The sequence below is a fragment of the Gracilibacillus xinjiangensis genome (assembly GCF_042651765.1).
In the GTDB taxonomy this organism is placed as follows: domain Bacteria; phylum Bacillota; class Bacilli; order Bacillales; family Amphibacillaceae; genus Gracilibacillus; species Gracilibacillus xinjiangensis.
Genome location: NZ_JBHSDT010000008.1, coordinates 1181866 through 1205705, shown reverse-complemented (window position 1 = coordinate 1205705; position 23840 = coordinate 1181866). Strand labels below are relative to the sequence as shown.

The following is a 23840-nucleotide window of genomic DNA, read 5'->3' as shown; positions in this document are numbered from 1 at the left end:
CTGGGATAAAGAATATTACTTTATAAGAGATGTGAAAGAATTAATGAACTACAAAACAGGACAGCCTTATTGGATAATTTAATCATTAAGCTTTATAATAGAAGAAGAGTTCATGCAACGAACTCTTCTTTCTTTTACATAATTTTATTACAGAAATCTGGAAGTGATATTTTGGTCGTCATAATTTGTTTACTAATAGGCTTATTTTCTGCAATGCTCGGTAGTATTGTGGGGCTTGGTGGTGGTGTAATATTAGTGCCAACATTGTTAATATTACATGCTTCAACTAATTTATTTGATTGGGCGACTGCTAGTACGATTGTTGGTATTTCTTTAATTATCATGGTCTTCACAGCAATGTCTTCTACAATATCTTATGCGAAGTTAAAAAGAATTGACTATAAAAGCGGTCTGTTTTTTATTGCTGGGAGTTTACCTGGAGGTGTTCTAGGTTCTTGGCTTAATCAATTTGTTGAAACAGATACCTTTTCTATATTTTTAGGTATATTTATGCTGCTTATTTTTACAACTTTCTTATTTCAGAAAGATAAAGAGACTGATCATACTAAACCATTAAAGCAGAGTAAATATAAAATTTATCGGGAAACAACGGTTAATAATGAAAAATATTTCTATGCGTTTACACCATTTGCAGCAATTTTTATTGCATTTATTGTAGGAATGCTATCAGGTTTCTTCGGAATCGGCGGCGGATCATTGATGGTCCCAACAATGATTTTGTTATTTCACTTTCCTCCGCATATAGCAACAGCTACATCAATGTTTATGATTTTATCATTAAGTACGGTGAGTTCTTTCACCCATATTCTTTTAGGACATATTGAATGGGTATATGTTTGGGCATTTATTCCGGGAGCCTGGTTTGGTGGTGTTCTTGGTGCTAAGATTAGTCAGCATATGTCTAGTAAGGCTGTTGAGTATTTATTAAGAATCGTCCTGTTAATCATTGGTTTGCGTCTAATTTGGCAAGGGTTTTTATCTTAATTAACACTAAATACTTACGTGATACTTCTGTTATGGATCGGAACATATTTCGCCTTACCTGAAGGGGGAATTATAACTCCCGCTGATGGAAGTCACGCTTAATTTCACCGCTATATTAGTTGAAAGTTGTAATCAGGAGGCTTAAAGAATGATTGAACAATTACACTTTTATTATTCGAATGATTTACATAGCCATTTTGAGAATTGGGGCAATATTGTCCAATACTTGAATGAGAAAAAGACAAAACATAGTTATGATAAACATCCTTACTGGATTGTAGATATAGGTGATCATGTTGATCGATCCCATCCGATTTCAGAAGCTTATCTAGGGAAGGCAAATGTGGAGTTATTAAATCAGGCAGGATATGATTTTGCTACAATTGGTAATAATGAAGGGATTACATTAGAGTATGATGATTTATTTCATTTATATGATGATGCTAAATTCCAAGTGACCTGTGCTAATTTGTCTTCAATTAATGAGAGAGATCCGCTATGGCTGCAGGAATATATTACAACTGAAACAGCATCAGGTATACGTATCGGGCTTGTTGGATTGACAGCGCCATTTAAGCCATTCTATCAACCGTTAGGATGGAATGTTCATTCACCGTATAACTTTCTTGAAAGCAGATTGACACGAGTAAAAGAAGACGTAGATATTCTGATTTTATTATCACACTTAGGGTGGACAGAGGATCAGTATATTGCCAACCATTTTCCACAGATTGATGTAATTATTGGCGGACACACCCATCACCTTTTGAAAAATGGTGAATATATTAATGACACATTAATAACTGCTGCCGGGAAATACGGCTATTATGTCGGGGAAGTCCATCTAGATTGGGACCATGTTAAGAAGTGTATAACAAAAAAACAAGCATATGCTGTTGATACAAAAGTGTATCAAAGTGATCATGCTACAGAAAAACTCTTGTCAAAAGTACTTGATGATGCTAATAAATTGCTAGAAAAACCAGTAACAAGGTTAGATTACTCAATGAATGTTAACTGGCATGAATCTACTCCAATAATAGAAGCATTAACGGACCATTTATTAAAATGGACAAAAGCAGATGTTGCCATGCTGAATGCTGGTATTCTATTGGAAAGTCTTAAAGCTGGTATGATAACATATGGTGATATTCATCGGATATGCCCACATCCAATTAACCCATGCTTAGTAGAGCTAAAAGGGATAGAGCTAATAGAAGTTGTTCGGGCTGCATTTAAAGATGAACTAATTCACTTCGCATTAAAAGGGTTTGGCTTTAGAGGCAAAATAATTGGAAAGATTATTTTTAGTGGCATAGAACTAGATATTCATAAAGATAAGCAAGGAATAGAACATGTAAAGGCAGTTTATCAAAATGGAAGAGAAATTGACCATGACAAACTATACTATCTGGCAACTGCTGATATGTTCACATTTGGTAAGATGTTTCCGGAGATTGCACGATCTGAAATGAAGAAGTTCTTTCTTCCTGAATTTATGCGAGATTTATTAGTAGATTTATTGAAGAAAAATAATTAACTTTACGCACATCTTTTTAGGCTAAACATACACTTTAGTGAAAGGGGTGTGTGTTTAGATGATGGAAGTAAACCCATTAAAAATAGAGGATCATACATTTGTGGCGATAACAGTTAAATTGCCTTATACCACATTATTAGTGATAACAAACGATGTTGGATATGTGATGTGCGGTGCCTTAGATGTGGATTTATTAAATGAAAAACTAAGTGATCGGCCTGTAGTAGCTGGACGTGCAATTGGTGTAAGAACAATCGATGACTTACTCGGTGCAAAATTAGAAAAAATCACGGACACTGCCAGAGATTATGGTTGGAAAGAAGATATGGAAGTGAAAAAAGCACTGCTTTTAATAGCAGAATAGAAAAGATTTATAATTTTCATCGAATTTTGTCTAAATTACTAGAAAATTCATATTTTATCTGCTACTCTAAAAATATAGTAATATATAAAATAATCAGATTTGTAATTATAGGAGTTCCATATGAGGCTAGTATCAACGAATTTGCTGCAAGAAGGTGTCGAATTAGCGAGACCAATATTTGACGATAATGGACGTATACTTGTACAAAGAAATATAAAGCTTTCCAGCAAAATGGTGAACAGGTTAAAATCTAGTAATATAACTTATGTCTATATAAGGGATAAGTATACTGACGATATTTTAATAACACCACCTATACCTGATGAAGTAAGATTGGAAGCTGTCAATAAAATTAAAACATCCTTTCAGTCAATAAAAAAAGATGATATAAAAAAAGGCAGCCATTTAATTGATGAGTCTTCAAAGCAATTAAATGATGTGGTGAAAGGGCTTGTCGACAATTTATTGGCTCAGGATGAAGTAATGCACTTTCTGTCAGACTTATTAATTGTGGATAATTATGTGTTCCATCATTCAGTAAATGTAACGATATACACATTGGCTCTTGCACGCCAACTGAAATTTAATAGAAAAGAAATGCAAGTTATTGGTTTAGGTGCATTATTACATGATATCGGAAAAATATACATCCCTACGGAAATTTTAAATAAAAGATCAAAACTTAATGATACAGAATTTAAAATCATGAAGGCACATACGGAGTATGGCTTTGAACTATTAAGAAAAAGTCGCAGCTTGCCGTTGTTAGCTGCCCATTGTGCTTTTCAGCATCATGAACGACTGGATGGATCAGGCTACCCGCGCGGTTTAACTGCTGAGAAAATTCATCCATATGCAAAAATCCTGGGAATTGCTGATGTATTTGACGCTGTTACTAGTAATAGAGTATATCGTGCTGCCATGTTGCCGCATAAAGGTGTAGAGATTTTAGAAAGTGGTGCTGGTCTCCAATTTGATTCAAACTTAGTGAATCTTTTTAAGAATACAGTCTCTATTTATCCTAATGGGGTTACAGTGCATTTAAATAATGGCCGAACAGGTGTTGTAACGAAACAAAATATACAATCACATGAACGACCTGTTGTAAGAGTTTTGCAAGAAAATAATCATCCAGTTGAACCTTATGATATAGACTTGTCAAAAGACCTCCATTCCATAATAATTAATGCTGATAATGCGAAGATTCATTAATTTCTAAACAGTATAATATCTATTTCCCCCCCTTATCTCATATCAATATAGAGAAGGGGGGGTTTTTGAGGTGAAGAAAAGGACAAGAAGGATAGCGGCTCCTCAGGCGAGACAAATTGCTTACATCTCCTTATTGTTATTTATTATAAGTATGGTTGCCAGTCTGCTGATTGTTAATGAAGGGATCAAACCAGTTTTACTGGAGTATGCAAAAGTTAAAGTAAGTCAAATAGCGAATCAAGCATTAGGAATAGCGGTTAATAAAAAAATATCGGAAGATTTAGAAACAGAACAATTAGTACAATATGAAGTGGATGAGCAAGGGAGGGTTGTGAATTATATTTTCAATGCAATTGTAGAAAATCGGGTCCAAAGAAATGTTCAATATCGTGTAGAAAGCTTCTTAAAATTATTAGAAAAAGGAGAGAGACCAGAAACTGGGATTCCACTGGAAGTAGAAATGGAATTAGATCCATCAGAAGAAGAATTATTAAACGATATAAGAGAGAAAGGTCTTCTTGTGGAAGTGCCATTAGGGCAAACATTAGGAATTCCAGTACTAGCTAACTTAGGACCGAAAATCCCTGTTAATATGGAGGTGATAGGCCATGTTGAAACAGAAATTACCAGTGATATTGTAGAAACAGGTGTCAATGGTGCTTATATACATGTTAATGTCCATATTGAGGTAGAAATGCGTGTCGTTATTCCGTTTGCTTCAGAACCCGTCCGGGTTATCCAGGATATTCCTGTTACAAAAGTATTCCATCCAGGTGATGTACCAAATTACTACCAAAGTGGTGAAGGCGGCTCAAATTTATCTGTCCCAATCGATCCGCTTGACTAAATAATAATAGCCCTGACTATTTTACACTAATGTTATACGGACAAAAGGGCATGCATAGTGAGTGCTAAATATGGTTCCTGTTAAAATCAGGAACCATATTTCACATTTTCCAGAATTATAAGCAAATATAAAAGATTATTAAATTGTTTATGAATAATAATGAATGTAATTTTCTAAATTTAATGAATTATCTAATATAAAAGAGTAATCTTACTAATATTACCTTTGACAAATTGTTTGAATATTCGATATAATTTGAAAGGTTATCATGGTACTAGTAAAAATGGTGGATATAATTTATTTTTATTCTTTAAAAAGAGAAAGGGGAAGGATTTTATGGAACAGCGTTCACAGTGGGGAACTAGAATTGGTTTTTTACTTGCAGCAATAGGTTCAGCAGTTGGGCTGGGAAACATTTGGCGGTTTCCTGCGACAGCTTTTGAAAATGGTGGGGGTGCCTTTTTTGTCCCATATTTATTTGCATTGCTTACAGCGGGTATTCCGCTTTTAATTATGGAATACACGATAGGACATAAGTATCGCAGTTCATCACCGCGAAGTTTTTCTAAAATCAGTAAGGGAATGGAATGGATCGGTTGGTGGCAAGTTCTGATATCATTTGTTATTTCAACATATTATCCAATTATCATAGCATGGTCTATTATGTATGCTTATTTTTCTTTAGGTACAAAATGGGGAGATGATCCAACAACCTTTTTTGTTTCTGATTTTTTAAGTGTAGTAGATGCTGGTGAATTTGGTTCTTTTGTACCATCTGTACTAATTCCAGTAATCTTTGTTTGGATTTTTGTTTTCTTCTTCCTTGGACGTGGGGTGAAGAAAGGGATCGAATTTGCCAATCGTATTTTTATCCCTACATTATTAGTTGTCTTTATTATTATCGTTATTAGAGCATTAACTTTACCTGGAGCAGTTGATGGCTTGGATGCATTCTTCAAGCCAGACTGGAGCCGTATTACGGATGGTTCTGTATGGATAGCCGCATATGGACAAATCTTTTTTAGTTTATCAATTGCTTTTGCTATTATGATTACTTATTCATCATACTTGCCAAAAAAATCAGATATTACAAACAATGCTTTTATTACAGGTTTTGCTAACTCTTCATTTGAGTTGTTAGCAGGTATTGGTGTATTTGCTGTATTAGGATTTATGGCTTTTCAAACCTCACAACCTGTAGCAGAAGTTGTCAAGAGTGGTGTAGGGCTTGCATTCATGGTATTCCCTGAGATTATTAGCCAGATGCCAGCATCAAGTTTCTTTGGTTTCTTATTCTTTGGCTCATTAGTACTTGCTGGATTATCTTCTATGATATCCATCTCAGAAACCTATATTGCTGCAGTACAGGAAAAGTTTTCTATTTCTCGTAGAAAAGCATTATTATTAGGTGGCGGCTTAGCATTTTTAGCTTCTTTGTTGTATTCAACGCAAGGCGGACTAAACTTATTAGATACTGTAGATTATTTTATTAACAATTATGGTGTTGCATTAGCTGGTCTGTTTGAGGTGGTAGCTATCGCTTGGTTTGCTAAAGGATTAAAGGATTTACAAAACCATGCCGATAGCGTCTCAGACATAAAGTTAGGTGTATGGTGGAGGTTTTCACTAGGTGTTATCACTCCAGTAGTACTTGGCTATATGATGTTACAGAACTTGAAAACAGACCTTTCACGGCCCTATGAAGACTACCCTATTGATTTCTTATTTTCCTATGGCTGGCTGGTTGCAATCGGGGCGATGCTTCTAGGCACACTAATTACAATGAGAAAATGGCCGAATATTGATAAAGAGGCATAAAGGAGGGGTAATCCATGTCGACAAGTGCAATCGTTATGGCAGTGATTGGTGTTGCAATTATTTGGGGCGGACTATTAATTAGTATATTAAAAGCAAAAAAAGCAACCAAATCAAAATAAAGAAATACTCCGTAAAGCCCGTGGGCTTTACGGAGTATTTCTTTCCCATTTCTTTAAATATGGAAATGGATCAAAGGACCACTCACTTTTTCCATCATCTTTATACATACCATAATGGAGGTGTGGTGGAAACTTTCCAGAAGTACCTGGTGGACCATATCCACTAGATCCAACTGAACCGATCGTTTGGCCTGCCTCTACAACATCCCCAACTTCAATTCCTTCTGCGAATCCATTTAAGTGTGCGTAATAATGGTAACGATTATAGATATCCCGAATGCCTATTCGCCAGCCGCCAAATTTATTCCATCCTTTTAACTCTACAATACCAAATGTTGTTGCTCTAACTGGTGTGCCATAATTGGCGAAAATGTCTGTACCTTCGTGAATTCTTCTGCCCCCAAAACCCCGAGCGTCTCCCCATGTATTTCGGTAACTGTAATTATACCCTTGAGGAATAGGGAATGAAGTTGTATCAAATGTTATTTTTTGGTATTTATTCATTAACCGAGCATAATTCATAATGGATAATACTGTTAGATCACGGCGGTAGTAATTCCATAGTGCTGCTTTTATATCTTGTTCTGTATGACCATATCCTTGCAGATAATTTCCGAATGTGTAGAGAATATCCATCTCATTGTGTTTATCTGTTTTGCCGTCCCCATCGCCATCCCTTCCCATCCCTAAGAATAATTCAATAGCAGAAGGATTATTGGATGTTTGTGGTGCTAATCCATACCATTTTTCATCAGGTATCTCAATATCAATTAATTTTTTCTCTTCAGATGCTTTGCGGATGTTTGACTCATATTGATTGATTGCAGCATAGTAATACCACGGTACGTAAGTTATTGCTTCCATTTGCTTGAACAAGTTAATTTTTTGTTCTTCCTCGTCCACATTTTCTTCAGCATATGCTATAGTAGTAAGAAGAAAATAACTAAAGAGAACGATTAAAAAACTGCGTTTAATCAAAAAGATTTCCTCCTTATGGAATTATTTTATTTGTTAATTAGTTTAAGTAGTAATCAGTATTTCATTCTAGCAACATTTTCTATATAAGGTAATAGCAGTGTGGAATAGAACAGGAGAGTGTCACAAGATATGTTTGAAGTACAAGGGAAAACGTACCAATTAATTAAAGACTACAGGGATGGTTTTGATGAGAAAGCTTTTAAGGAAAGATACAGTGATGTTTTAAGCAAGTATGATTTTATTGTAGGTGATTGGGGCTATGAGCAACTGCGGCTGAAAGGATTCTATGATGACCAAAACCCTAAAGCAACATTTGATACAAAGATAAGTACATGTGAAGATTATTTATATGAATACTGTAATTTTGGCTGCAGCTATTTTGTAGTGAAACAAATTGATAAATAAGTTGAAAATAGGTGAGATTAGATGATCACACCTATTTTTTGAACTTATGACAGATAATCTAACACATCTATGTTATTTCACTTATTAATGGTTTAACATAGGTTTTAAAATCTTCTGCTTCCATTTCATTATATTGAAATGCGTGTTCAACATAATTTTCTTTCACCAGTGTACCTGCTTGAAGTTTACAGTATCTATTCGTGTTTAAATCAATGACAAGGTAATCTGGTTTAAATGCAGGGGAGGAAATTATTGCAAGATCAAAGCGAATCGTGTTTCCTTTAAAACTGACCAGACGTGTTTGGCTAGTTTCCATTTCATTTTTAATATAGGAAATTTCCATATGCTTCACTCCTTTTTCTAATTATATCCTAGCAAATGGCGGATATGGAGTAAAGCATATCTTTCGTTTATGGTTTGGTTTATTATCAACTTAAGGAGAGTTAATAATGTACTTTGTGGATGTAAACAAATTAGATAAAAAATTAAAGTATTTTGATCAGAAACTAACATTGTATCATGATATGACATATAACACAGAATTAGACAAATTGGCCTTAGAGCGGTTGGCTCATGTCTTAATTGAAACAATATTAGACATAGGTAACATGATGATAGATGGATTTGTTATGCGTGATCCTGGGAGTTATGCAGATATTATAACGATTTTAGTTGATGAGAAGGTGCTTACACAGGCAGAAGAGGATGCATATCAAACCTTAATAAATACCAGAAAAAATTTAGTGTCAGACTATGAAAATGTTGATCATGCGTCCATTCAACTAATTCTGGACAAAAACTTTAAAATATATGAGCAGTTTAGTCAGAAAATTAGAAAGTATTTGGAAAATGAAACGGGTGTAGCAAATACTTTTCGAGAGGACTAATTTTCTTCACTTGTTGTGTTAATACACAAATTCCTGCCCTGAAATATGTTTTTAAGTTAATACAAAAGATTAATCATTAGGGAGCGGATTCCATGCAACAACCAGTCATTACAGATAAATTTGGTCGTGTACTTCAAGATTTGCGAATTTCGGTGACAGACCGTTGTAATTTTCGCTGTCGATATTGTATGCCAAGGGAAATATTTGGCAAAGATTTCGCCTTTTTACCAAAAGATCATTTGTTAACATTTGAAGAGATCGAAAGACTAGCAAATACATTTCTCAACCTTGGGGTTAAAAAGATTCGTCTAACAGGCGGAGAGCCGCTTTTACGTAAAGATCTTGCGATTTTAATCAGGAAATTAGCAAGTTTAGATGGATTAGAGGATATTGGTTTAACAACGAATGGTGTACTGTTAGGAAAAATGGCAAAAACACTGAAAGAAGCTGGTTTAAAACGTGTAAATGTTAGTTTGGATGCATTAGATGATAAGACATTTATGGAAATTAATGATAGTAAAGTACCTTCACATACTGTTATACAAAGTATTCAGCAAGCAAAAGAAGCAGGATTAACCATTAAAGTTAATATGGTCGTTAAAAAAGGAATGAATGATCACGAGATTTTAAAGATGGCAAACTACTTTAAAAAAATGGATATAACATTGAGATTTATCGAATTCATGGATGTGGGCCAGTCTAACGGATGGGATTTCAAACATGTTGTTACAAAAAAAGAAATACATGACATGATTGCACAAGAGCATGATATTGAGCCAGTCGATCCGGAATATATTGGTGAAGTAGCAAAACGTTACAAATATAGAGGGACTGATACCGAAGTAGGCTTTATCACTTCCGTTTCGGAATCTTTTTGTTCTTCGTGTACAAGGGCAAGGATAGCTGCTGACGGTCATTTTTATACATGTCTGTTTGCTGGGACTGGATTTAACTTGAAGGAATTAATGCGTAACGGGATGACTGATAAAGAACTAAAGAATACGATCATAAACCGCTGGCAAAACCGAGAAGATCGTTATTCCGATGAAAGAACAGAAGAAACGGCCAAAAACAGAAAGAAAATTGAAATGTCCTATATTGGCGGTTAGATAAGATTAGTAAAAGTGAGGTACACGTAATGGATAAAATGGATCGATATCATCGGCAAATATTGTTCCAACCAATTGGTCAAAGCGGCCAAGAAAAATTAATGAATAAACATGTACTCATTGTTGGCTGCGGTGCATTAGGTTCATCCATAGCGGAAATGTTAACAAGGTCTGGCATAGGGAAACTGACATTAGTAGATCGTGATTATGTTGATCTTACCAATTTACAAAGGCAGCATCTATTTGTAGAAGATGATGTAAAAAATCAAATTCCTAAAGCAATTGCTGCAAAGGAAGCACTTGAAAGAATCAATCACCATGTTAAGATAGCAGCTCACGTAATTGATGCAAATCCGGATACGTTTCCCCAGTTGGTAAGAGACGTTGATTTAATCATGGATGCCACAGATAATTTTGATATACGATTTATCCTCAATGATATTAGTCAAAAATATAACATTCCATGGATATTTGGTGCATGTGTAGGCAGTTCAGGGATGTCCTACACGATTATTCCGAAACAAACACCTTGCCTTGATTGTCTGCTAAAAGTGACACCAATGTTTGGTGCAACTTGTGATTCTGTTGGCGTAATCGGACCGGCAGTTCAAATGGTTGTTTCACACCAGGTAACAGAAGCGATGAAATTATTAGTTGAAGCAGATATGCAGCTGCGTTCAAAACTAGTCATATTCGATCTTTGGCATAATCAGTTCCAAATGATTGATGTGACGAGGGCAAAGACCAGCTCATGTCCAAGCTGCGGAAAGAATGCCAATTATCCGTTTCTGCAATATGAAAACCAGGCAAAAACGGAAGTACTATGTGGACGAGATACGGTACAAATTCGCGGGAAAAGTTATGACTTTTCTTTACTTGCAAGAAGATTACAGAATTTTGGTGATGTAACAGAAAATCCATTTTTAGTCTCTGTTAAAACGAAAAATGTTAGACTTGTTTTCTTTAAAGATGGCAGGACGTTTGTGCATGGAACAAATTCTATAGAAGAAGCGAAAAGAATCTATTATCAAATGGTCGGATAAAGGATGATGGAAATGGTAGAAAAACGAACACCGATAACAGTGGAAGAGGCATTAAAGCGTGTGTTGGCCAATCAGAAAAATGGCGGGATGGAATATGTGGATATTTCTGCAGCTTATGGCAGAGTCTTAGCGAAAGGTTTAATAGCTGATCATGATGTACCGTCTTTTGACCGTTCGCCATATGATGGATTTGCGATAAGGTCTGTGGATACGGAAAAGGCCGCAGCAGATAATCCAATTAGCTTTAATGTAGTTGGACATATTGGGGCAGGAAGCGTGTTTCAGCAAACATTAAGAGAAAAAGAAGCTGTAAGGATAATGACAGGTGCAGCCATTCCGAAAGGTGCTGATGCCGTTATTATGTTAGAAGATACAGAGACAATAGATAATGATAAGATCAATATTAAACAGCAAATGAAACATCATCAAAATATCTCCTTTCAGGGAGAGGATGTGAAAAAGGGAAGTTTGCTAGTTTCTAAAGGAAAGGTAATTAACCCTGGTATTATCGCATTACTCGCTACTTTTGGTTACAAACAAGTACCTGTAAGCAAAAAACCTGTGATTGGTGTGCTTGCTACAGGAAGCGAATTGTTAGAGGTTGATCAAGAGCTGGAAGAAGGGAAAATCCGTAATAGTAATGCATATATGATTATGTCACAGATCGAGCGGTCAGGAGCTGTTGCTAAATACTATGGCCAATTTAGTGATCAGTTAAATGTATGCATCGCACAAATGGAAAAAGCAATGAAAGATGTTGATTATATTATTACAACTGGCGGTGTATCTGTTGGTGATTTCGATCTATTACCCGAAATTTATGATCATTTTGATGCACGTGTTCTTTTTAACAAGATTAAAATGCGACCAGGAAGTGTGACAACAGTAGCTCAATTGAATGATCAGCTCTTATTTGGGCTATCAGGTAATCCCTCAGCATGTTATGTCGGTTTTGAACTTTTTGTAAAACCAGTTATCGATCGTTTTATCTGCAGAGATAAAGTTGGTATGAATAAAGAGAAAGCCACATTATCAACGGAATTTCCCAAACCAAATCTGTTCGACCGTTTTATAAGAGGTAAATATGAATTTAGAGGTGGTCAGTTGGTGGTTGCCCCTTCCGGAAAAGACAAATCAAATATGGTTCATTCATTAGCTGATGCGAATTGTTTGATTAACCTTCCTGGAAGGCCTAATGGATATTCCCTGGGAGAAGAGGTGGATATTTATCTACTGGATAATCATTGGTAAGGAGAATGTATGATGAAGGATAAAATGTATGAGATTGTTGAAGAGCCAATTATGACTGAAGATATTATCAAGAAAGTACAACGAAGAGAAGCAGGCGCTATCACAACATTTATTGGGACAGTACGAGAATTCACGAAGGGAAAACGTACGGTCTTTTTGCAATATCAGGCATATAAACCAATGGCAGAGAAAATGCTTGCCCAAATTGGTAAAGAGATTGAGGAGCAGTGGCAGGATACCATTGTTGCAATCACACACCGAATCGGGAAATTAGAGATAACGGAAGCTGCAGTTGTTATTGCAGTATCTTCCCCTCATCGTAAAGCAGCATATGAAGCGAATGAATATGCAATTGAGAGGATTAAACAGATTGTTCCTATTTGGAAAAAGGAACAATGGGAAGATGGAGATGAGTGGATAGGCGATCAATTAGAAAATGTCGTCTATCCAGCAGGTCAACCTAATATAAAGGAATGAGAGCATGATAAATATTTTATTTTTTGCCCAAATGCAAGAAGAAGCAGGAAAAGAAAAAATAGATTTGGATATCGAGAAAATTAAGGTGAAAGATTTAAAAGAATATCTTAGAAACCATTACAACTTATCGCAAATTAACGAGTCAATGATTGCGATAAACGAAGCATATGCCTTAGAGACTGATGAAGTAAAAGCAGGTGACACTGTAGCAATTATCCCACCCGTAAGTGGAGGATGAGCCAAGGGTTAGTCTTTTGTTCCGATATTGCTTGTATGACTTGTTTTCATCCTTCATTATCAACAATATGGTAGAGAGAGTGTGTGTTAATTGTATGTTATTCAATTAGTCGGATATAAAAATAGCGGGAAAACAACCTTGGCGGTAGAATTGATCAAAAGATTACAACAACAAGGATTTAATATAGCAACAATTAAGCATCATGGTCATGGTGGGGAACCATCCTTCGTAGAAAATACTGATACAGCCAGCCATTGGGAAGCAGGAGCTACTGCAGCAGCGGTCTTTGGTGAAGAGACCCTCCAGATAAAGTTATGGAATGATAAAATATCGATAGAGAGAATGTTAGACTTTTACAAAGAATTTGGTGTAGATATAACAATTATGGAAGGGTTTAAAAGATTAGACTATGCGAAAATTGTACTGATCCGGGATAATAGTGATAACAGATTATTAGACGAACTAGCGAACATACAAATGGTTTACTCCAGGGATGAAAGCATTATCCATACAAGTAAACCATTATATAAAGACAAAGAATTGCTGTTTCAGGAAGTTCAAAGACAACTTGACAGCTTCAGAATAAATTAATAAATTTGCACATTTCGATTGGGCAGTTATCTAATCAATTTCCTTCCTTAAAAACTGAACATCATTACTTTGATAAATAGTAATAGAAATAATCAGATTTTTGCATGATAGCAAGAACTTTTATGAAGAGAGGTTTCCATATGGATTTAACTGGTGTAATTATCGCAGGAGGAGAGTCTAGTCGATTTGGCAAGCCGAAAGCCTTTGCAAAATATAAAGGTAAAGAGCTTTATCTCCATGCAATAGATTCATTGGGAAATATCACTAACAAAATTAGTGTCATAGCAAGAGAAGAGCATATGGAATGTTACCAACCTCCCATCCATTTGCTTAAAGATGATCCTTTATTTAAGGGGTTGGGACCATTAGCAGGCTTATATACTGTTATGAGCCAAGTGGAAGCGGACTGGTATATTACTTTACCTGTCGATACCCCATGTGTGAACAGGGAGATTTTGCAAAGATTACTTCCAGGAGACAATGCTAAGGTTCAAGCATTTGTGCCGATTGTTACGGGTCGTAAGCAACCGTTAATTGCCACCTATCATTATACGGCAAAACAAGTGGTATATGACTTACTAATAAAGAATAAAAGATCAATGCATGGATTGCTGGATCAATTAAGAGTTCAATATATAACATTTGATGATAGTTGTGAGCCCTGTTTTTACAATGTTAATACAGAAGAAGAATTAAGGAAACTACAACTGGAGTGAACAGACATGAGGAAATTCAGCCAAATAGTTTGGATGGTTGGAGGTTTACTCAGTTTAGCAGTTGGAATAGTAGGAGTTATTCTTCCAATCCTCCCAACAACTCCTTTAGTAATTCTTGCAGCTTTTTGCTTTGGAAAATCATCTCCAAAACTGCATAACTGGATAATAACAAACCGATATTTTGGCCACTATATAGCAGATTACCAGAAAGGATATGGAGTCCCTTTAAGAATAAAATTATTTGCTATCCTGATTGTTTGGACAAGTGTATTATTTACATTACTAATAATCCCGTTATTCTTAGTAAAGATCTTTATGTTGATTGTCGCAATATCTGTCACGATTTTCATTTTAACCTCTCCACTGTTAAAATCAAAAAACCCCTGACCAGGGGTTTTAAGGACATACCTTACTCATCATCCATTGTTTCATTATTCGCAGCACCATGGGCTAGTCTGGAAGAAGCTGCTGCAGCAATTGCTCCAACAATATCATCTAAGAATGTATGGCAATCTCCGTCAGATTTGTCATTTAATTTTTCTAAAATACCCGGTTTTACTTTATCAATATAACCATAGTTTGTGAATCCGATCGAACCATAAACATTGACTATGGATAGAGCAATGACTTCATCGATTCCATAAAGGCTCTCATCAGTTTCGATGATTTCTTGCAATGGGGAACTCAGTTTCTTTTGTTCTGCTAATACATCTAATTCTATCCCCGTTAAGATTGCATTTTGTACTTCCCGTTTCATTAATACACGGTCAACATTTTCATAACATACTTCCATCGTTAAGTTATCTTGATATTTGTTTTGAAGGTAATACACTAAGTTTGCGATATCCTCTATTTCTACTCCACGATCTTTGAGTAATTGTCTAGCTTTTAACTCTAATTCTGATTTTGCCATTCTATCACATCCTATAACTTCATTTTTATCAACTTTTTTACATATATTATTATTATACCAGAAATAAACAGATCATACCTTTTGAGGAGGAATTATCTATGCACCCTATATTCTTACATTACCCGATAAATACACCGGGTAAACAGGTTAACGGTCAACCATTCTCCACCTACACTGATGAACAGTTTTATTACTTCGTTGTACCGGTATCAATGTCGGAAGAAAATGTTTGGGAAAAATATGTTATTGCAAATCACTTCCATGAAAAAGGTCTCACACACGTAGTATGTCCGTTACTGAACGTACATAATCAATTTATTACATCATTGGGTAAGGAAAAATACATTGTTTGTTTTGCCAGAAATAATTCTGTTCCATTGGATTCTCCTGGTGAATATTTAGCTCTGCTCCATCAAATCGGATACCAATTCCCTTACCAGCCTGTAATGACCAATAACTATGGCAGGTGGAAAGAGTTATGGATAAGTAAAATAGAACAGTATGAAAGATTATTTCGTTCATATTATCAACAAAGACCTGTTCCCTCCTTTATGCGTATACTTGCTGATAATTTTCCCTATATAATCGGTTTGTCTGAAAATGCTGTTCAATATTTGAATATGGTTGAGAAAGATCAGAATTTCAATCAATATGATCAGCCGGTCTTTGCCTTTGGAAGGTTAAATGATCAACTAAACCATAATTTTATCTGGATTCATGATTTAATCTATGACCATGGTACAAGAGATTTAGCAGAGTATATACGACCACACATGCTCGATAAAGATGGATTAAAGGATCCGTTATTGCATCAATTTTTAAACGAATATTTATCAAAGTGCCCATTATCTCCATTTGGGTGGAAGCTGCTGTACGCCAGGCTAATCTTTCCAATTCATCTATACGATAAAATAGATGATTGTATTCGAGAAGAAAAAGAAGAACAAACGCTATTACAGATTATGGATTCCCAAAAAGAATATGAGAGAAATTTAAGATACTTTTTTTCTGATATAGGGATTGAACAGAGAGAAGTAAATGTTATACAATTAGATTGGTTAATGAGCTGAAAGCCTTAGATGCATCATCCATTAAGAAGGGGGTGCATTTTTTCTTTATTTTAGGCATTTGGACCTTGATTAACCAGAAAGAGACATGTATAATGTCCACTATACACATACAAATGTATTCGTAAAACATACAACGGGGAGGACAATCTCATGAGTCAAGTGAATGTTGGTTTATGTGGTCTTGGTACAGTAGGAACAGGTGTTGTAAAGATTTTAAAAGACCATGCAGAAGAAATAAAGTACAAAGTTGGAAGTGAAATCCATATAAAAAAAATTCTCGTTAATGATACTCAAAAAAAACGTGATGTGGCGATCGAGCAAGAGTGGTTAACAACTAACCCTGATGAATTAGTGAATAATTCAGAAATCGATATTATTATCGAGGTAATGGGAGGTATAGAAGATACAAATGTTTTACTAGAGCAAGCGATCCGCAACAAAAAACATATTGTCACAGCAAATAAAGATTTAATGGCAGTACATGGGCAAAAATTACTGCGATTAGCGAAAGAAAATAAATGTGATATATTCTATGATGCGAGTGTAGCAGGCGGTATTCCGATTATCCGTTCATTAACAGAAGGATTAGCTTCCGATAAAATTCAGAAAATTATGGGAATTGTTAATGGGACAACAAACTATATTTTAACCAAAATGACTGATGAAGATTTGGCTTTTGACCCTGTATTAAAAGAAGCGCAGGCGTTAGGTTTTGCAGAGGCAGATCCAACATCTGATGTAGACGGCTTAGATGCTGCAAGAAAGATGACTTTACTGGCAAATTTAGCTTTTAAAATGGAAATTGGCCTAGAAGATGTAGAAGTTACAGGAATTCGCACAATTTCACAGGAAGATATTACTTTTGCTACAAGTTTAGGGTATACTATTAAGTTGATAGGGATTGCATCAATCCATAATGGAAAAGTAGAAGTAAGTGTTGAACCGACATTACTGCCTAAAGATCATCCACTGGCACTAGTGAAAAATGAATTTAATGCAGTGTATGTTTATGGGGAAGCTGTTGGTGAAACAATGTTCTACGGACCTGGTGCAGGTAGTTTACCAACTGCAACAGCAGTAGTTTCTGATCTAATGGAAGTTGTCAAAAATGTGAGATTAGGAATTACCGGTAATGAATACATTACACCGCAATACGAAAAACAGTTAAAGCAAGATGATGAGAAATATATGCAATATTTTATTCGTATGGAAGTTGACGACACTGCAGGTACTTTCCAGAAGATCACAAATGTTTTCACAAATGAGGACGTAAGTTTTGCGAAGATCTTGCAATTACCGTCAGAGAAAGATCAAATGGCAGAAATCGTTATGGTGACTCACAAAATCAGCAAACAGCAATTAATGAATAGCCGTGAGAACCTAAAAGGATTAGATGTAGTAAATCGAATTATCAGTTACTATCGTGTGGATGGGGAGGATTAATTTATGGCTTGGCAAGGATTATTACAAGAATACAAACAATACTTACCGATTGAAGAAAGTACACCAATGATTAGTTTACATGAGGGAAATACACCTTTAATTAAACTCGAGAAATTATCAGAAAAGTATGGCATTAATGCTTACGCAAAATATGAAGGCTTAAATCCAACTGGTTCATTTAAGGATCGCGGGATGGTTATGGCAATGGCGAAAGCAGTAGAAGATGGGGCTAAAGCAGTAATTTGTGCATCTACTGGTAATACATCTGCTTCAGCAGCAGCATTTGCAGCTCGTGCTGGGTTACGTTGTATTGTTGTTATTCCGGAAGGGAAAATTGCCCAAGGAAAATTAGCTCAAGCAGTAATGTATGGAGCAGAAATTTATTCAATCAAAGGCAACTTTGATGATGCATTAAAAATTGTTCGCAAGCTAGGTGAAACAGGAAAAGTTGCATTAGTAAACTCTGTTAACCCATATCGTATTGAAGGTCAGAAAACAGCTGCATTTGAAGTGGTGGATGCTTTAGGTAAAGCACCTGAATACTTATTCATACCAGTTGGTAATGCAGGAAACATAACAGCATACTGGAAAGGTTTTAAAGAATACAATGAAAGCAAACAGTCAGGTTTACCAAAAATGATGGGATTTGAAGCAAGTGGTGCTGCAGCAATTGTGCATGACCGTGTGTTTGAAAATCCTGAAACAGTTGGTACTGCGATTAGAATTGGTAATCCTGCAAGCTGGCAAGGTGCTGTAAATGCGCGAGAGGAATCAAATGGTGAAATCGATGAGATTACAGATGAAGAAATGATTGCAGCATACAAATGGGTGGCACAAAACGAAGGTGTGTTCGCTGAACCTGCATCATGTGCGTCTATCGCAGGATTATTAAAGAAATTAAAAGAAGGTAAAGTGGAAAAAGGTTCTACAGTTGTGACAGTACTTACTGGAAATGGCTTAAAGGATCCAAATACAGCGATTGATTATAGTGAAGTAAAACCAACTGTTCTTCCAAATGAAGAAGAAGTGGTAATGAATGAAATATTAGGCAGTGTCAAGGCATGAGTTGGTTGATCAAAGTACCTTCCAGTACATCTAATTTAGGCGCAGGATTTGATTCAATTGGTTTAGCGCTGAATTTGTATTTGGAATTAAAAGTAAAAAGAGCGGAGGAGTGGGAATTCGTTCCTGCCTCTGCTTGTTTAGAAGGTATACCAAGAGGAAAAGATAATTTAATATATGAAATCGCTGAGAAAGTAGCCGATTTGTATGGGAAAAAGAAAGAACTTTCTCCATGTCTAGTTGAGATGAAAAGTGAAATTCCACTGGCCAGGGGATTAGGAAGTAGTGCTACCGCTATAATTGCAGGAATTGAACTGGCTGATATATTGTTAGATCTTAACCTGAGTAAAGATGAAAAGCTGCAAATTGCCACAGATATTGAAGGCCATCCTGATAATGTAGCCCCTTCTTTACTTGGAGGATGTGTTATTGGGCATTATGACGGAAAAGTCAATTGTACGCAAATTCCTGTTAAAGGAGTAACTTTTGTAGCGGTTATTCCTAACTTTGAATTAAAAACAAAAGATGCGCGTGCTGTGCTTCCAAATGAGTTTAGCTATAAGGAAAGTGTGCAGGCAAGCAGTGTAGCTAACGTAAGTGTTGCAGCAATCTGCCAGGGGAACTGGAAGCTTCTTGGTGAAATGATGAATAAAGATTATTTTCACCAGCCTTATCGTAAATCTTTAATCCCGCATTATGATGAATTACATGAGTATTTGAGTCTACAAGCATACGGTGTGTTTTTAAGTGGTGCAGGGCCAACAATGATTGCCATTGTGGATGATAAAAATGTATTTAATACTGTCAGACAATGGAAAAATGATTACCCGGATTATCAATGGCTCTCACTGCATGTAGAAAACTCAGGGGTTTATGTTGAGACAAAACAAGAAGCTGTCAAGCAAGACTAAAATGAAAGAAAGAGAAACGATTTAATTCGTTTCTCTTTCTTAATGTCAAATATTAAAATACTTGTTCAATTTCTCTTACACCAGGGACTTCTGCCATTAACGCACGTTCTATCCCCGCTTTTAATGTTATGGTTGAACTTGGACAATTCCCGCAAGCCCCCATTAAACGTAATCTTACAATACCATCTTCTACATCAACTAATTCTACATCTCCGCCATCACGTAATAGAAATGGACGCAATTTATTTAACACTTCTTGAACTTGTTCTGTTTGTTGTTCCATTAATTGACTTCTCCTTCCTTAATCTTGCTTCTATTATAAAGGCATAATGTTAAACATACTATGCGTTAAATCACATGTTTTGATAAACAGTCTCAATTATATTTTAGCTTTTATATGAGCATTTGTAAATAAAAGAGTGTTACAAATTAATATCAGAGTTATATATATTTCAAAGTATTTAAATGTGTTAAACTGTATAATAAGAATGACGTTTAATCGGTAAAGGTGTGATAGAATATTGATGAGAGTAAATATCGCCTTTTGTGTAAAGAATTTAGCAAAAGGCAGCGAGAAGGTAAGACAGCAGCTGATCAAAGATCCGGATTATAATGTAGCTGAATATGGATGTACAAGCTTTTGCGGAATTTGCAGTAATTTTTATGTTGCAATAGTAAATGGTAAACCTATAAAAGCTGAATCACCGGACGAATTACTAGATAATATAAATGATTATGTGGATACAGAATTATTTGATGGAATGTAAGGAGAAAAACGATGAATATACCTTTTACAAAGATGCATGGCTTAGGAAATAGTTATATTTTTATTAATGTATTTGAATTCCCTATCGCAGAGGAATATTTACATGATTTAGCAATAATTGTTGCAAATAAAGATACAGGAATTGGTTCGGATGGTCTTATCCTTATCCATCCAACAGACAAAGCGGATGTTGGTATGCGTATCTTCAATAATGATGGATCGGAAGGTAAAAACTGTGGTAATGGGTTAAGGTGTGTTGCTAAATATGCTTATGAACATCAACTGGTTCAAGAGAAGCGATTTACAATTGAAACAAAAGCAGGTAATGTAATTGCTGAAATTCATGGCGACAGGTCTAAAGTTGACGAGGTAACTGTGAATATGGGGAAACCTATTTTACAACGCGGGCAAATACCAATGCTTGGTGAACCTGAACAACAAGTAATTGCAGAGCCATTCTCTATTAATGACAATAAGTTAGCTGTCACTGCTGTATCAATGGGAAATCCACATGCTGTATTTTTTGTTGATCGAATTGAGGATGCCCCGCTAACTACTCTAGGTCCGATAATTGAAAAAGATCACCGTTTCCCGGAAGGTGTAAATGTTGAATTTATTGAAAAGATAAATGAGGAAGAAATAAATTTCAGAGTATGGGAAAGAGGATCTGGTGTAACACAAGCATGTGGAACAGGGGCATGTGCTTCCGTTGTTGCATCGATACTTAATGGGAAATTAAAGAAAGAAAAGGAAATTACAGTACACTTAGCCGGCGGTGACTTGTATATAACATGGGACAATAATGATGTCGTTTGGATGAGAGGCAAAGCAGAAACAACCGTTACTGGAACTTTCAGTTGGGAACGTAATAATTGAACAATTGGAAGTTTATCTGTTATACTAAAAAATACCCAATCAACAAATCCTGATTAGAAAAAGGAGATTTTTCTATGATATTAAATATTACTGATAATGCAAAACATCAAATAAAGGAAATGATGAAGGAAGAAGATCAAGAGAATGTTCGTCTACGCTTTGGTGTAAAAGGTGGAGGATGTAGCGGGCTGTCTTATTCACTGGGATTTGATTATGATGTGAATGAAGAATTAGATCAAACAGAAGTCTCTAATGAAATCCCTGTTACAATTAAGAAATTTGATATTGATGTAATTAAAGGAACAACTATTGATTTTAAACAAAATATGATGGGTGGAGGCTTCACGATCGATAACCCAAATGCAATAGTTTCATGTGGATGTGGCTCTTCATTTAAAGCCAAAGAAAGAGCAGGTACACCAGAAAACTGTTAAGATTAATGAATGAACTAGTGGTATTTTATACCACTAGTTTTTTTGTTATTTATCAAGAAGATTCTTGGCATTATCTGAAAACACTTCTTTACAAACAAGAAACAGTAAGTTAAACTTGGAAAGTTGTTTATTTACCCGGGTAAGTATTATAGAGGAGGAATTATTGTTGGATCCAAGTAAATTATTACATTTATTCAATCAAAAACAACGTCTTCTTATGAAAGAATTAAATGATTGCTTGAAGCCATTTGACCTGTATTCCTCACAGTGGACAATTCTTTATATATTGTATGAAAAGGGGAAAATGACCCAAACGGAAATTTGGCAGTATTTAAAAGTCGAAGCACCAACAACCACAAGAACGTTAGTAAGAATGGAGAAAAGTGGCTGGATAACCAGGGGAATCGGGAAAGATAAACGGGAACGAGTAGTAGAATTAACAGAATCAGCAATGCAAACATTTCCCCAAGTCCTGTCTGCAGTAAAAGTAACAGAAAAGCAATTTTTAGAGAATTTGTCAGAAGACGAACTATCAATTTTTGAAGAACTTCTAGTGAAATTAACAATAGAAAGAGATGAATCTTAGTGACACGACAGAAAATATGGACAAAGAACTTTATTAGTATCGGATTAGTTAATTTATTTGTATTTATCACTTTTTACTCATTACTGACAACATTACCGCTGTTCGTAATAAATGAGTGGGGGATCCCAAAAGGACAAGCAGGTTTGGTTGTAACAATCATGCTGCTATCGGCAATACTTGTCAGACCTTTTTCAGGAAATGTTTTATTGAACTTTGGTAAAGAAAGATTGTTAGTTATAAGTGTAATTATTTTTGCAATAACAGCGATAGGATATCTTTTTACTAATAGTTTTGCTAGCTTACTAATCCTTCGGTTTATACATGGGATATCGTTTGCGGTACTGACAACAGCCACATCAGCAATCGCTACAGAGATTGTGCCGCCAGAAAGAAGAGGGGAAGGCCTTGGTTATTTCACAATGTCAATGAATGTTGCAATTGTAATTGGTCCATTTATTGGATTAACATTAACCCAAGTATTTTCTTATCAAGTTTTATTATACGTACTGAATTTATTTACTTGTATTAGTGTCTTCTTAGCATTTTTTGTTCAAAAAAATGGAACGGAAATTATTGATGATGAAAAGGTGATAACAAACTGGTCGATAAGGAATTTGTTTGAGAAGAGTGCGATCTCTATTTCATTAATTGGATTATTGGTTGCATTTGCTTATTCAAGTGTTGTCTCCTTTATATCCGTATATGCAGATGGGAGAGGCTTAAGCCATGTTTCTGGCTACTTCTTTTTAGTGTTTGCTGTAGCCATGCTAGTATCGAGGCCTTATCTAGGCAGACAATTTGATTTGCGTGGTCCGAAACCTGTGATTATTCCTTGTATGCTGCTTTTTTCGATTGGATTTATTTGTTTAGGATTCACGAATTCAGCATTAGCATTTTTATTTTCTTCCGCTATTATCGGGATAGGTTACGGTTCTTTATTACCATTTCTATTATCCATTGTTATTGAAAGATCCCCCACTTCCAGGAGTGGTCATGCCAATGCGACATTTTACACGATGTATGATACCGGAATAGCGATAGGTTCTTTCTTGTTAGGAATTATCGTAACATATATTGGATTTGCTAATTTATTCTTTTGTTTAGCAGGTTTGGTTATTATTATTCTATTGCTCTTTATTAGTTTGCTAACAAATAAAAAAGTGAATGCCGATTAGATGA

General features: G+C 35.5%; 30 protein-coding genes. 26 read left to right on the top strand and 4 right to left on the bottom strand.

Annotated elements, in window-relative coordinates; genetic code table 11:
• Positions 1-171: 171 nt before the first annotated feature.
• The 7 genes from ACFOY7_RS17420 to ACFOY7_RS17390 all read left to right on the top strand — a co-directional run bounded on the left by ACFOY7_RS17420 (position 172) and on the right by ACFOY7_RS17390 (position 6905).
• The gene (locus ACFOY7_RS17420) at positions 172-1005 is read left to right on the top strand and encodes a sulfite exporter TauE/SafE family protein (protein ID WP_390253872.1); all 834 of its coding nucleotides are present in this window, start codon (positions 172-174) and stop codon (positions 1003-1005) included.
• 148 nt (positions 1006-1153) lie between these two features.
• Positions 1154-2545: a bifunctional metallophosphatase/5'-nucleotidase gene (locus tag ACFOY7_RS17415; RefSeq protein WP_390253870.1), complete on the top strand. Its 1392-nt coding sequence runs from the start codon at positions 1154-1156 to the stop codon at positions 2543-2545.
• Between the two features lie 58 nt (positions 2546-2603).
• Positions 2604-2909: a YunC family protein gene (locus tag ACFOY7_RS17410; RefSeq protein ID WP_390253868.1), complete on the top strand. Its 306-nt coding sequence runs from the start codon at positions 2604-2606 to the stop codon at positions 2907-2909.
• 120 nt (positions 2910-3029) lie between these two features.
• Positions 3030-4121 carry an HD-GYP domain-containing protein gene (locus ACFOY7_RS17405; protein WP_390253866.1) on the top strand — a complete coding sequence of 364 codons (1092 nt, stop codon included), beginning with the start codon at positions 3030-3032 and terminating at the stop codon, positions 4119-4121.
• Between the two features lie 70 nt (positions 4122-4191).
• A complete protein-coding gene (gene yunB, locus ACFOY7_RS17400; protein WP_390253864.1) occupies positions 4192-4968 on the top strand; it encodes a sporulation protein YunB in 777 nt (258 codons plus the stop codon).
• 336 nt (positions 4969-5304) lie between these two features.
• A complete protein-coding gene (locus ACFOY7_RS17395) occupies positions 5305-6786 on the top strand; it encodes a sodium-dependent transporter (protein WP_390253862.1) in 1482 nt (493 codons plus the stop codon).
• Positions 6787-6800: 14 nt separating this feature from the next.
• Positions 6801-6905 carry a methionine/alanine import family NSS transporter small subunit gene (locus tag ACFOY7_RS17390; protein ID WP_390253860.1) on the top strand — a complete coding sequence of 35 codons (105 nt, stop codon included), beginning with the start codon at positions 6801-6803 and terminating at the stop codon, positions 6903-6905.
• A 27-nt stretch (positions 6906-6932) separates the two neighbouring features.
• On the opposite strand, the gene ACFOY7_RS17385 is transcribed toward ACFOY7_RS17390, so the two are convergent.
• The gene (locus ACFOY7_RS17385) at positions 6933-7883 is read right to left on the bottom strand and encodes a M23 family metallopeptidase (RefSeq protein WP_390253858.1); all 951 of its coding nucleotides are present in this window, start codon (positions 7881-7883) and stop codon (positions 6933-6935) included.
• A 129-nt stretch (positions 7884-8012) separates the two neighbouring features.
• Here ACFOY7_RS17385 and ACFOY7_RS17380 point away from each other — a divergent pair, with 129 nt between their 5' ends.
• A complete protein-coding gene (locus ACFOY7_RS17380; RefSeq protein WP_390253856.1) occupies positions 8013-8288 on the top strand; it encodes a YutD family protein in 276 nt (91 codons plus the stop codon).
• Between the two features lie 67 nt (positions 8289-8355).
• Here the strand turns inward: ACFOY7_RS17380 and ACFOY7_RS17375 are convergent, their stop codons facing one another.
• On the bottom strand, positions 8356-8631 hold the full coding sequence (locus tag ACFOY7_RS17375) for an SAV0927 family protein (RefSeq protein ID WP_390253854.1): 276 nt from the start codon (positions 8629-8631) through the stop codon (positions 8356-8358).
• Positions 8632-8737: 106 nt separating this feature from the next.
• Here ACFOY7_RS17375 and ACFOY7_RS17370 point away from each other — a divergent pair, with 106 nt between their 5' ends.
• The 9 genes from ACFOY7_RS17370 to ACFOY7_RS17330 all read left to right on the top strand — a co-directional run bounded on the left by ACFOY7_RS17370 (position 8738) and on the right by ACFOY7_RS17330 (position 14987).
• Positions 8738-9175, top strand: coding sequence for a DUF86 domain-containing protein (locus tag ACFOY7_RS17370; protein WP_390253852.1), 438 nt, complete (start codon positions 8738-8740; stop codon positions 9173-9175).
• 92 nt (positions 9176-9267) lie between these two features.
• Positions 9268-10284 carry a GTP 3',8-cyclase MoaA gene (moaA, locus tag ACFOY7_RS17365; RefSeq protein WP_390253850.1) on the top strand — a complete coding sequence of 339 codons (1017 nt, stop codon included), beginning with the start codon at positions 9268-9270 and terminating at the stop codon, positions 10282-10284.
• 29 nt (positions 10285-10313) lie between these two features.
• Positions 10314-11327, top strand: coding sequence for a ThiF family adenylyltransferase (locus ACFOY7_RS17360; protein WP_390253848.1), 1014 nt, complete (start codon positions 10314-10316; stop codon positions 11325-11327).
• Between the two features lie 12 nt (positions 11328-11339).
• Positions 11340-12578 carry a molybdopterin molybdotransferase MoeA gene (locus tag ACFOY7_RS17355; RefSeq protein ID WP_390253846.1) on the top strand — a complete coding sequence of 413 codons (1239 nt, stop codon included), beginning with the start codon at positions 11340-11342 and terminating at the stop codon, positions 12576-12578.
• Positions 12579-12602: 24 nt separating this feature from the next.
• The gene (locus tag ACFOY7_RS17350; protein WP_390254158.1) at positions 12603-13055 is read left to right on the top strand and encodes a molybdenum cofactor biosynthesis protein MoaE; all 453 of its coding nucleotides are present in this window, start codon (positions 12603-12605) and stop codon (positions 13053-13055) included.
• Positions 13056-13059: 4 nt separating this feature from the next.
• Entirely contained in the window at positions 13060-13293 is a 234-nt protein-coding gene (gene moaD, locus ACFOY7_RS17345) for a molybdopterin converting factor subunit 1 (protein ID WP_390253844.1), read from the top strand.
• A 90-nt stretch (positions 13294-13383) separates the two neighbouring features.
• A complete protein-coding gene (gene mobB / locus ACFOY7_RS17340) occupies positions 13384-13884 on the top strand; it encodes a molybdopterin-guanine dinucleotide biosynthesis protein B (RefSeq protein ID WP_390253843.1) in 501 nt (166 codons plus the stop codon).
• A gap of 140 nt (positions 13885-14024) precedes the next feature.
• Entirely contained in the window at positions 14025-14600 is a 576-nt protein-coding gene (locus ACFOY7_RS17335; RefSeq protein ID WP_390253841.1) for a molybdenum cofactor guanylyltransferase, read from the top strand.
• A 6-nt stretch (positions 14601-14606) separates the two neighbouring features.
• Positions 14607-14987, top strand: a complete 381-nt coding sequence (locus ACFOY7_RS17330; protein WP_390253839.1) for a YbaN family protein — start codon at positions 14607-14609, stop codon at positions 14985-14987.
• Positions 14988-15009: 22 nt separating this feature from the next.
• On the opposite strand, the gene ACFOY7_RS17325 is transcribed toward ACFOY7_RS17330, so the two are convergent.
• On the bottom strand, positions 15010-15513 hold the full coding sequence (locus ACFOY7_RS17325; protein ID WP_390253837.1) for a phosphatidylglycerophosphatase A family protein: 504 nt from the start codon (positions 15511-15513) through the stop codon (positions 15010-15012).
• A gap of 98 nt (positions 15514-15611) precedes the next feature.
• Here ACFOY7_RS17325 and ACFOY7_RS17320 point away from each other — a divergent pair, with 98 nt between their 5' ends.
• From ACFOY7_RS17320 to thrB, 4 genes are all read left to right on the top strand, one after another.
• Positions 15612-16583 carry a protein kinase family protein gene (locus ACFOY7_RS17320; RefSeq protein ID WP_390253835.1) on the top strand — a complete coding sequence of 324 codons (972 nt, stop codon included), beginning with the start codon at positions 15612-15614 and terminating at the stop codon, positions 16581-16583.
• Between the two features lie 150 nt (positions 16584-16733).
• Complete coding sequence (locus ACFOY7_RS17315) at positions 16734-18026, top strand: homoserine dehydrogenase (RefSeq protein ID WP_390253834.1); 1293 nt, start codon at positions 16734-16736, stop codon at positions 18024-18026.
• Positions 18027-18029: 3 nt separating this feature from the next.
• Positions 18030-19091: a threonine synthase gene (gene thrC, locus ACFOY7_RS17310; protein ID WP_390253833.1), complete on the top strand. Its 1062-nt coding sequence runs from the start codon at positions 18030-18032 to the stop codon at positions 19089-19091.
• Positions 19088-19999, top strand: coding sequence for a homoserine kinase (gene thrB / locus ACFOY7_RS17305; RefSeq protein ID WP_390253831.1), 912 nt, complete (start codon positions 19088-19090; stop codon positions 19997-19999). The genes thrC and thrB overlap by 4 nt, the downstream gene beginning before the upstream one ends.
• Positions 20000-20051: 52 nt before the next feature.
• Here the strand turns inward: thrB and ACFOY7_RS17300 are convergent, their stop codons facing one another.
• Positions 20052-20282 carry a NifU family protein gene (locus ACFOY7_RS17300; protein ID WP_390253829.1) on the bottom strand — a complete coding sequence of 77 codons (231 nt, stop codon included), beginning with the start codon at positions 20280-20282 and terminating at the stop codon, positions 20052-20054.
• Positions 20283-20523: 241 nt separating this feature from the next.
• Here ACFOY7_RS17300 and ACFOY7_RS17295 point away from each other — a divergent pair, with 241 nt between their 5' ends.
• From ACFOY7_RS17295 to ACFOY7_RS17275, 5 genes are all read left to right on the top strand, one after another.
• On the top strand, positions 20524-20766 hold the full coding sequence (locus ACFOY7_RS17295) for a YuzB family protein (protein ID WP_390254156.1): 243 nt from the start codon (positions 20524-20526) through the stop codon (positions 20764-20766).
• A gap of 11 nt (positions 20767-20777) precedes the next feature.
• Positions 20778-21641, top strand: a complete 864-nt coding sequence (dapF, locus tag ACFOY7_RS17290) for a diaminopimelate epimerase (RefSeq protein ID WP_390253827.1) — start codon at positions 20778-20780, stop codon at positions 21639-21641.
• 74 nt (positions 21642-21715) lie between these two features.
• Entirely contained in the window at positions 21716-22075 is a 360-nt protein-coding gene (locus ACFOY7_RS17285; RefSeq protein WP_390253825.1) for a HesB/IscA family protein, read from the top strand.
• Positions 22076-22241: 166 nt separating this feature from the next.
• Complete coding sequence (locus ACFOY7_RS17280) at positions 22242-22661, top strand: MarR family winged helix-turn-helix transcriptional regulator (RefSeq protein ID WP_390253823.1); 420 nt, start codon at positions 22242-22244, stop codon at positions 22659-22661.
• Positions 22661-23836 (top strand): MFS transporter, encoded by a 1176-nt coding sequence (locus ACFOY7_RS17275; protein ID WP_390253821.1) that lies wholly within the window; start codon positions 22661-22663, stop codon positions 23834-23836. The genes ACFOY7_RS17280 and ACFOY7_RS17275 overlap by 1 nt, the downstream gene beginning before the upstream one ends.
• Positions 23837-23840: the final 4 nt, after the last annotated feature.

Excerpts from the sequence above, each read along its gene's own strand:
- ACFOY7_RS17415 (WP_390253870.1), top strand. The coding sequence starts at position 1,154 with ATGATTGAACAATTACACTTTTATTATTCGAATGATTTACATAGCCAT.
- ACFOY7_RS17410 (WP_390253868.1), top strand. The coding sequence starts at position 2,604 with ATGATGGAAGTAAACCCATTAAAAATAGAGGATCATACATTTGTGGCG.
- ACFOY7_RS17405 (WP_390253866.1), top strand. The coding sequence starts at position 3,030 with ATGAGGCTAGTATCAACGAATTTGCTGCAAGAAGGTGTCGAATTAGCG.
- ACFOY7_RS17395 (WP_390253862.1), top strand. The coding sequence starts at position 5,305 with ATGGAACAGCGTTCACAGTGGGGAACTAGAATTGGTTTTTTACTTGCA.
- ACFOY7_RS17390 (WP_390253860.1), top strand. The coding sequence starts at position 6,801 with ATGTCGACAAGTGCAATCGTTATGGCAGTGATTGGTGTTGCAATTATT.
- ACFOY7_RS17380 (WP_390253856.1), top strand. The coding sequence starts at position 8,013 with ATGTTTGAAGTACAAGGGAAAACGTACCAATTAATTAAAGACTACAGG.
- ACFOY7_RS17375 (WP_390253854.1), bottom strand. The coding sequence starts at position 8,631 with ATGGAAATTTCCTATATTAAAAATGAAATGGAAACTAGCCAAACACGT.
- ACFOY7_RS17370 (WP_390253852.1), top strand. The coding sequence starts at position 8,738 with ATGTACTTTGTGGATGTAAACAAATTAGATAAAAAATTAAAGTATTTT.
- moaA (WP_390253850.1), top strand. The coding sequence starts at position 9,268 with ATGCAACAACCAGTCATTACAGATAAATTTGGTCGTGTACTTCAAGAT.
- ACFOY7_RS17360 (WP_390253848.1), top strand. The coding sequence starts at position 10,314 with ATGGATAAAATGGATCGATATCATCGGCAAATATTGTTCCAACCAATT.
- ACFOY7_RS17355 (WP_390253846.1), top strand. The coding sequence starts at position 11,340 with ATGGTAGAAAAACGAACACCGATAACAGTGGAAGAGGCATTAAAGCGT.
- ACFOY7_RS17350 (WP_390254158.1), top strand. The coding sequence starts at position 12,603 with ATGTATGAGATTGTTGAAGAGCCAATTATGACTGAAGATATTATCAAG.
- moaD (WP_390253844.1), top strand. The coding sequence starts at position 13,060 with ATGATAAATATTTTATTTTTTGCCCAAATGCAAGAAGAAGCAGGAAAA.
- ACFOY7_RS17335 (WP_390253841.1), top strand. The coding sequence starts at position 14,025 with ATGGATTTAACTGGTGTAATTATCGCAGGAGGAGAGTCTAGTCGATTT.
- ACFOY7_RS17330 (WP_390253839.1), top strand. The coding sequence starts at position 14,607 with ATGAGGAAATTCAGCCAAATAGTTTGGATGGTTGGAGGTTTACTCAGT.
- ACFOY7_RS17325 (WP_390253837.1), bottom strand. The coding sequence starts at position 15,513 with ATGGCAAAATCAGAATTAGAGTTAAAAGCTAGACAATTACTCAAAGAT.
- ACFOY7_RS17320 (WP_390253835.1), top strand. The coding sequence starts at position 15,612 with ATGCACCCTATATTCTTACATTACCCGATAAATACACCGGGTAAACAG.
- ACFOY7_RS17315 (WP_390253834.1), top strand. The coding sequence starts at position 16,734 with ATGAGTCAAGTGAATGTTGGTTTATGTGGTCTTGGTACAGTAGGAACA.
- thrC (WP_390253833.1), top strand. The coding sequence starts at position 18,030 with ATGGCTTGGCAAGGATTATTACAAGAATACAAACAATACTTACCGATT.
- thrB (WP_390253831.1), top strand. The coding sequence starts at position 19,088 with ATGAGTTGGTTGATCAAAGTACCTTCCAGTACATCTAATTTAGGCGCA.
- ACFOY7_RS17300 (WP_390253829.1), bottom strand. The coding sequence starts at position 20,282 with ATGGAACAACAAACAGAACAAGTTCAAGAAGTGTTAAATAAATTGCGT.
- ACFOY7_RS17295 (WP_390254156.1), top strand. The coding sequence starts at position 20,524 with ATGAGAGTAAATATCGCCTTTTGTGTAAAGAATTTAGCAAAAGGCAGC.
- dapF (WP_390253827.1), top strand. The coding sequence starts at position 20,778 with ATGAATATACCTTTTACAAAGATGCATGGCTTAGGAAATAGTTATATT.
- ACFOY7_RS17285 (WP_390253825.1), top strand. The coding sequence starts at position 21,716 with ATGATATTAAATATTACTGATAATGCAAAACATCAAATAAAGGAAATG.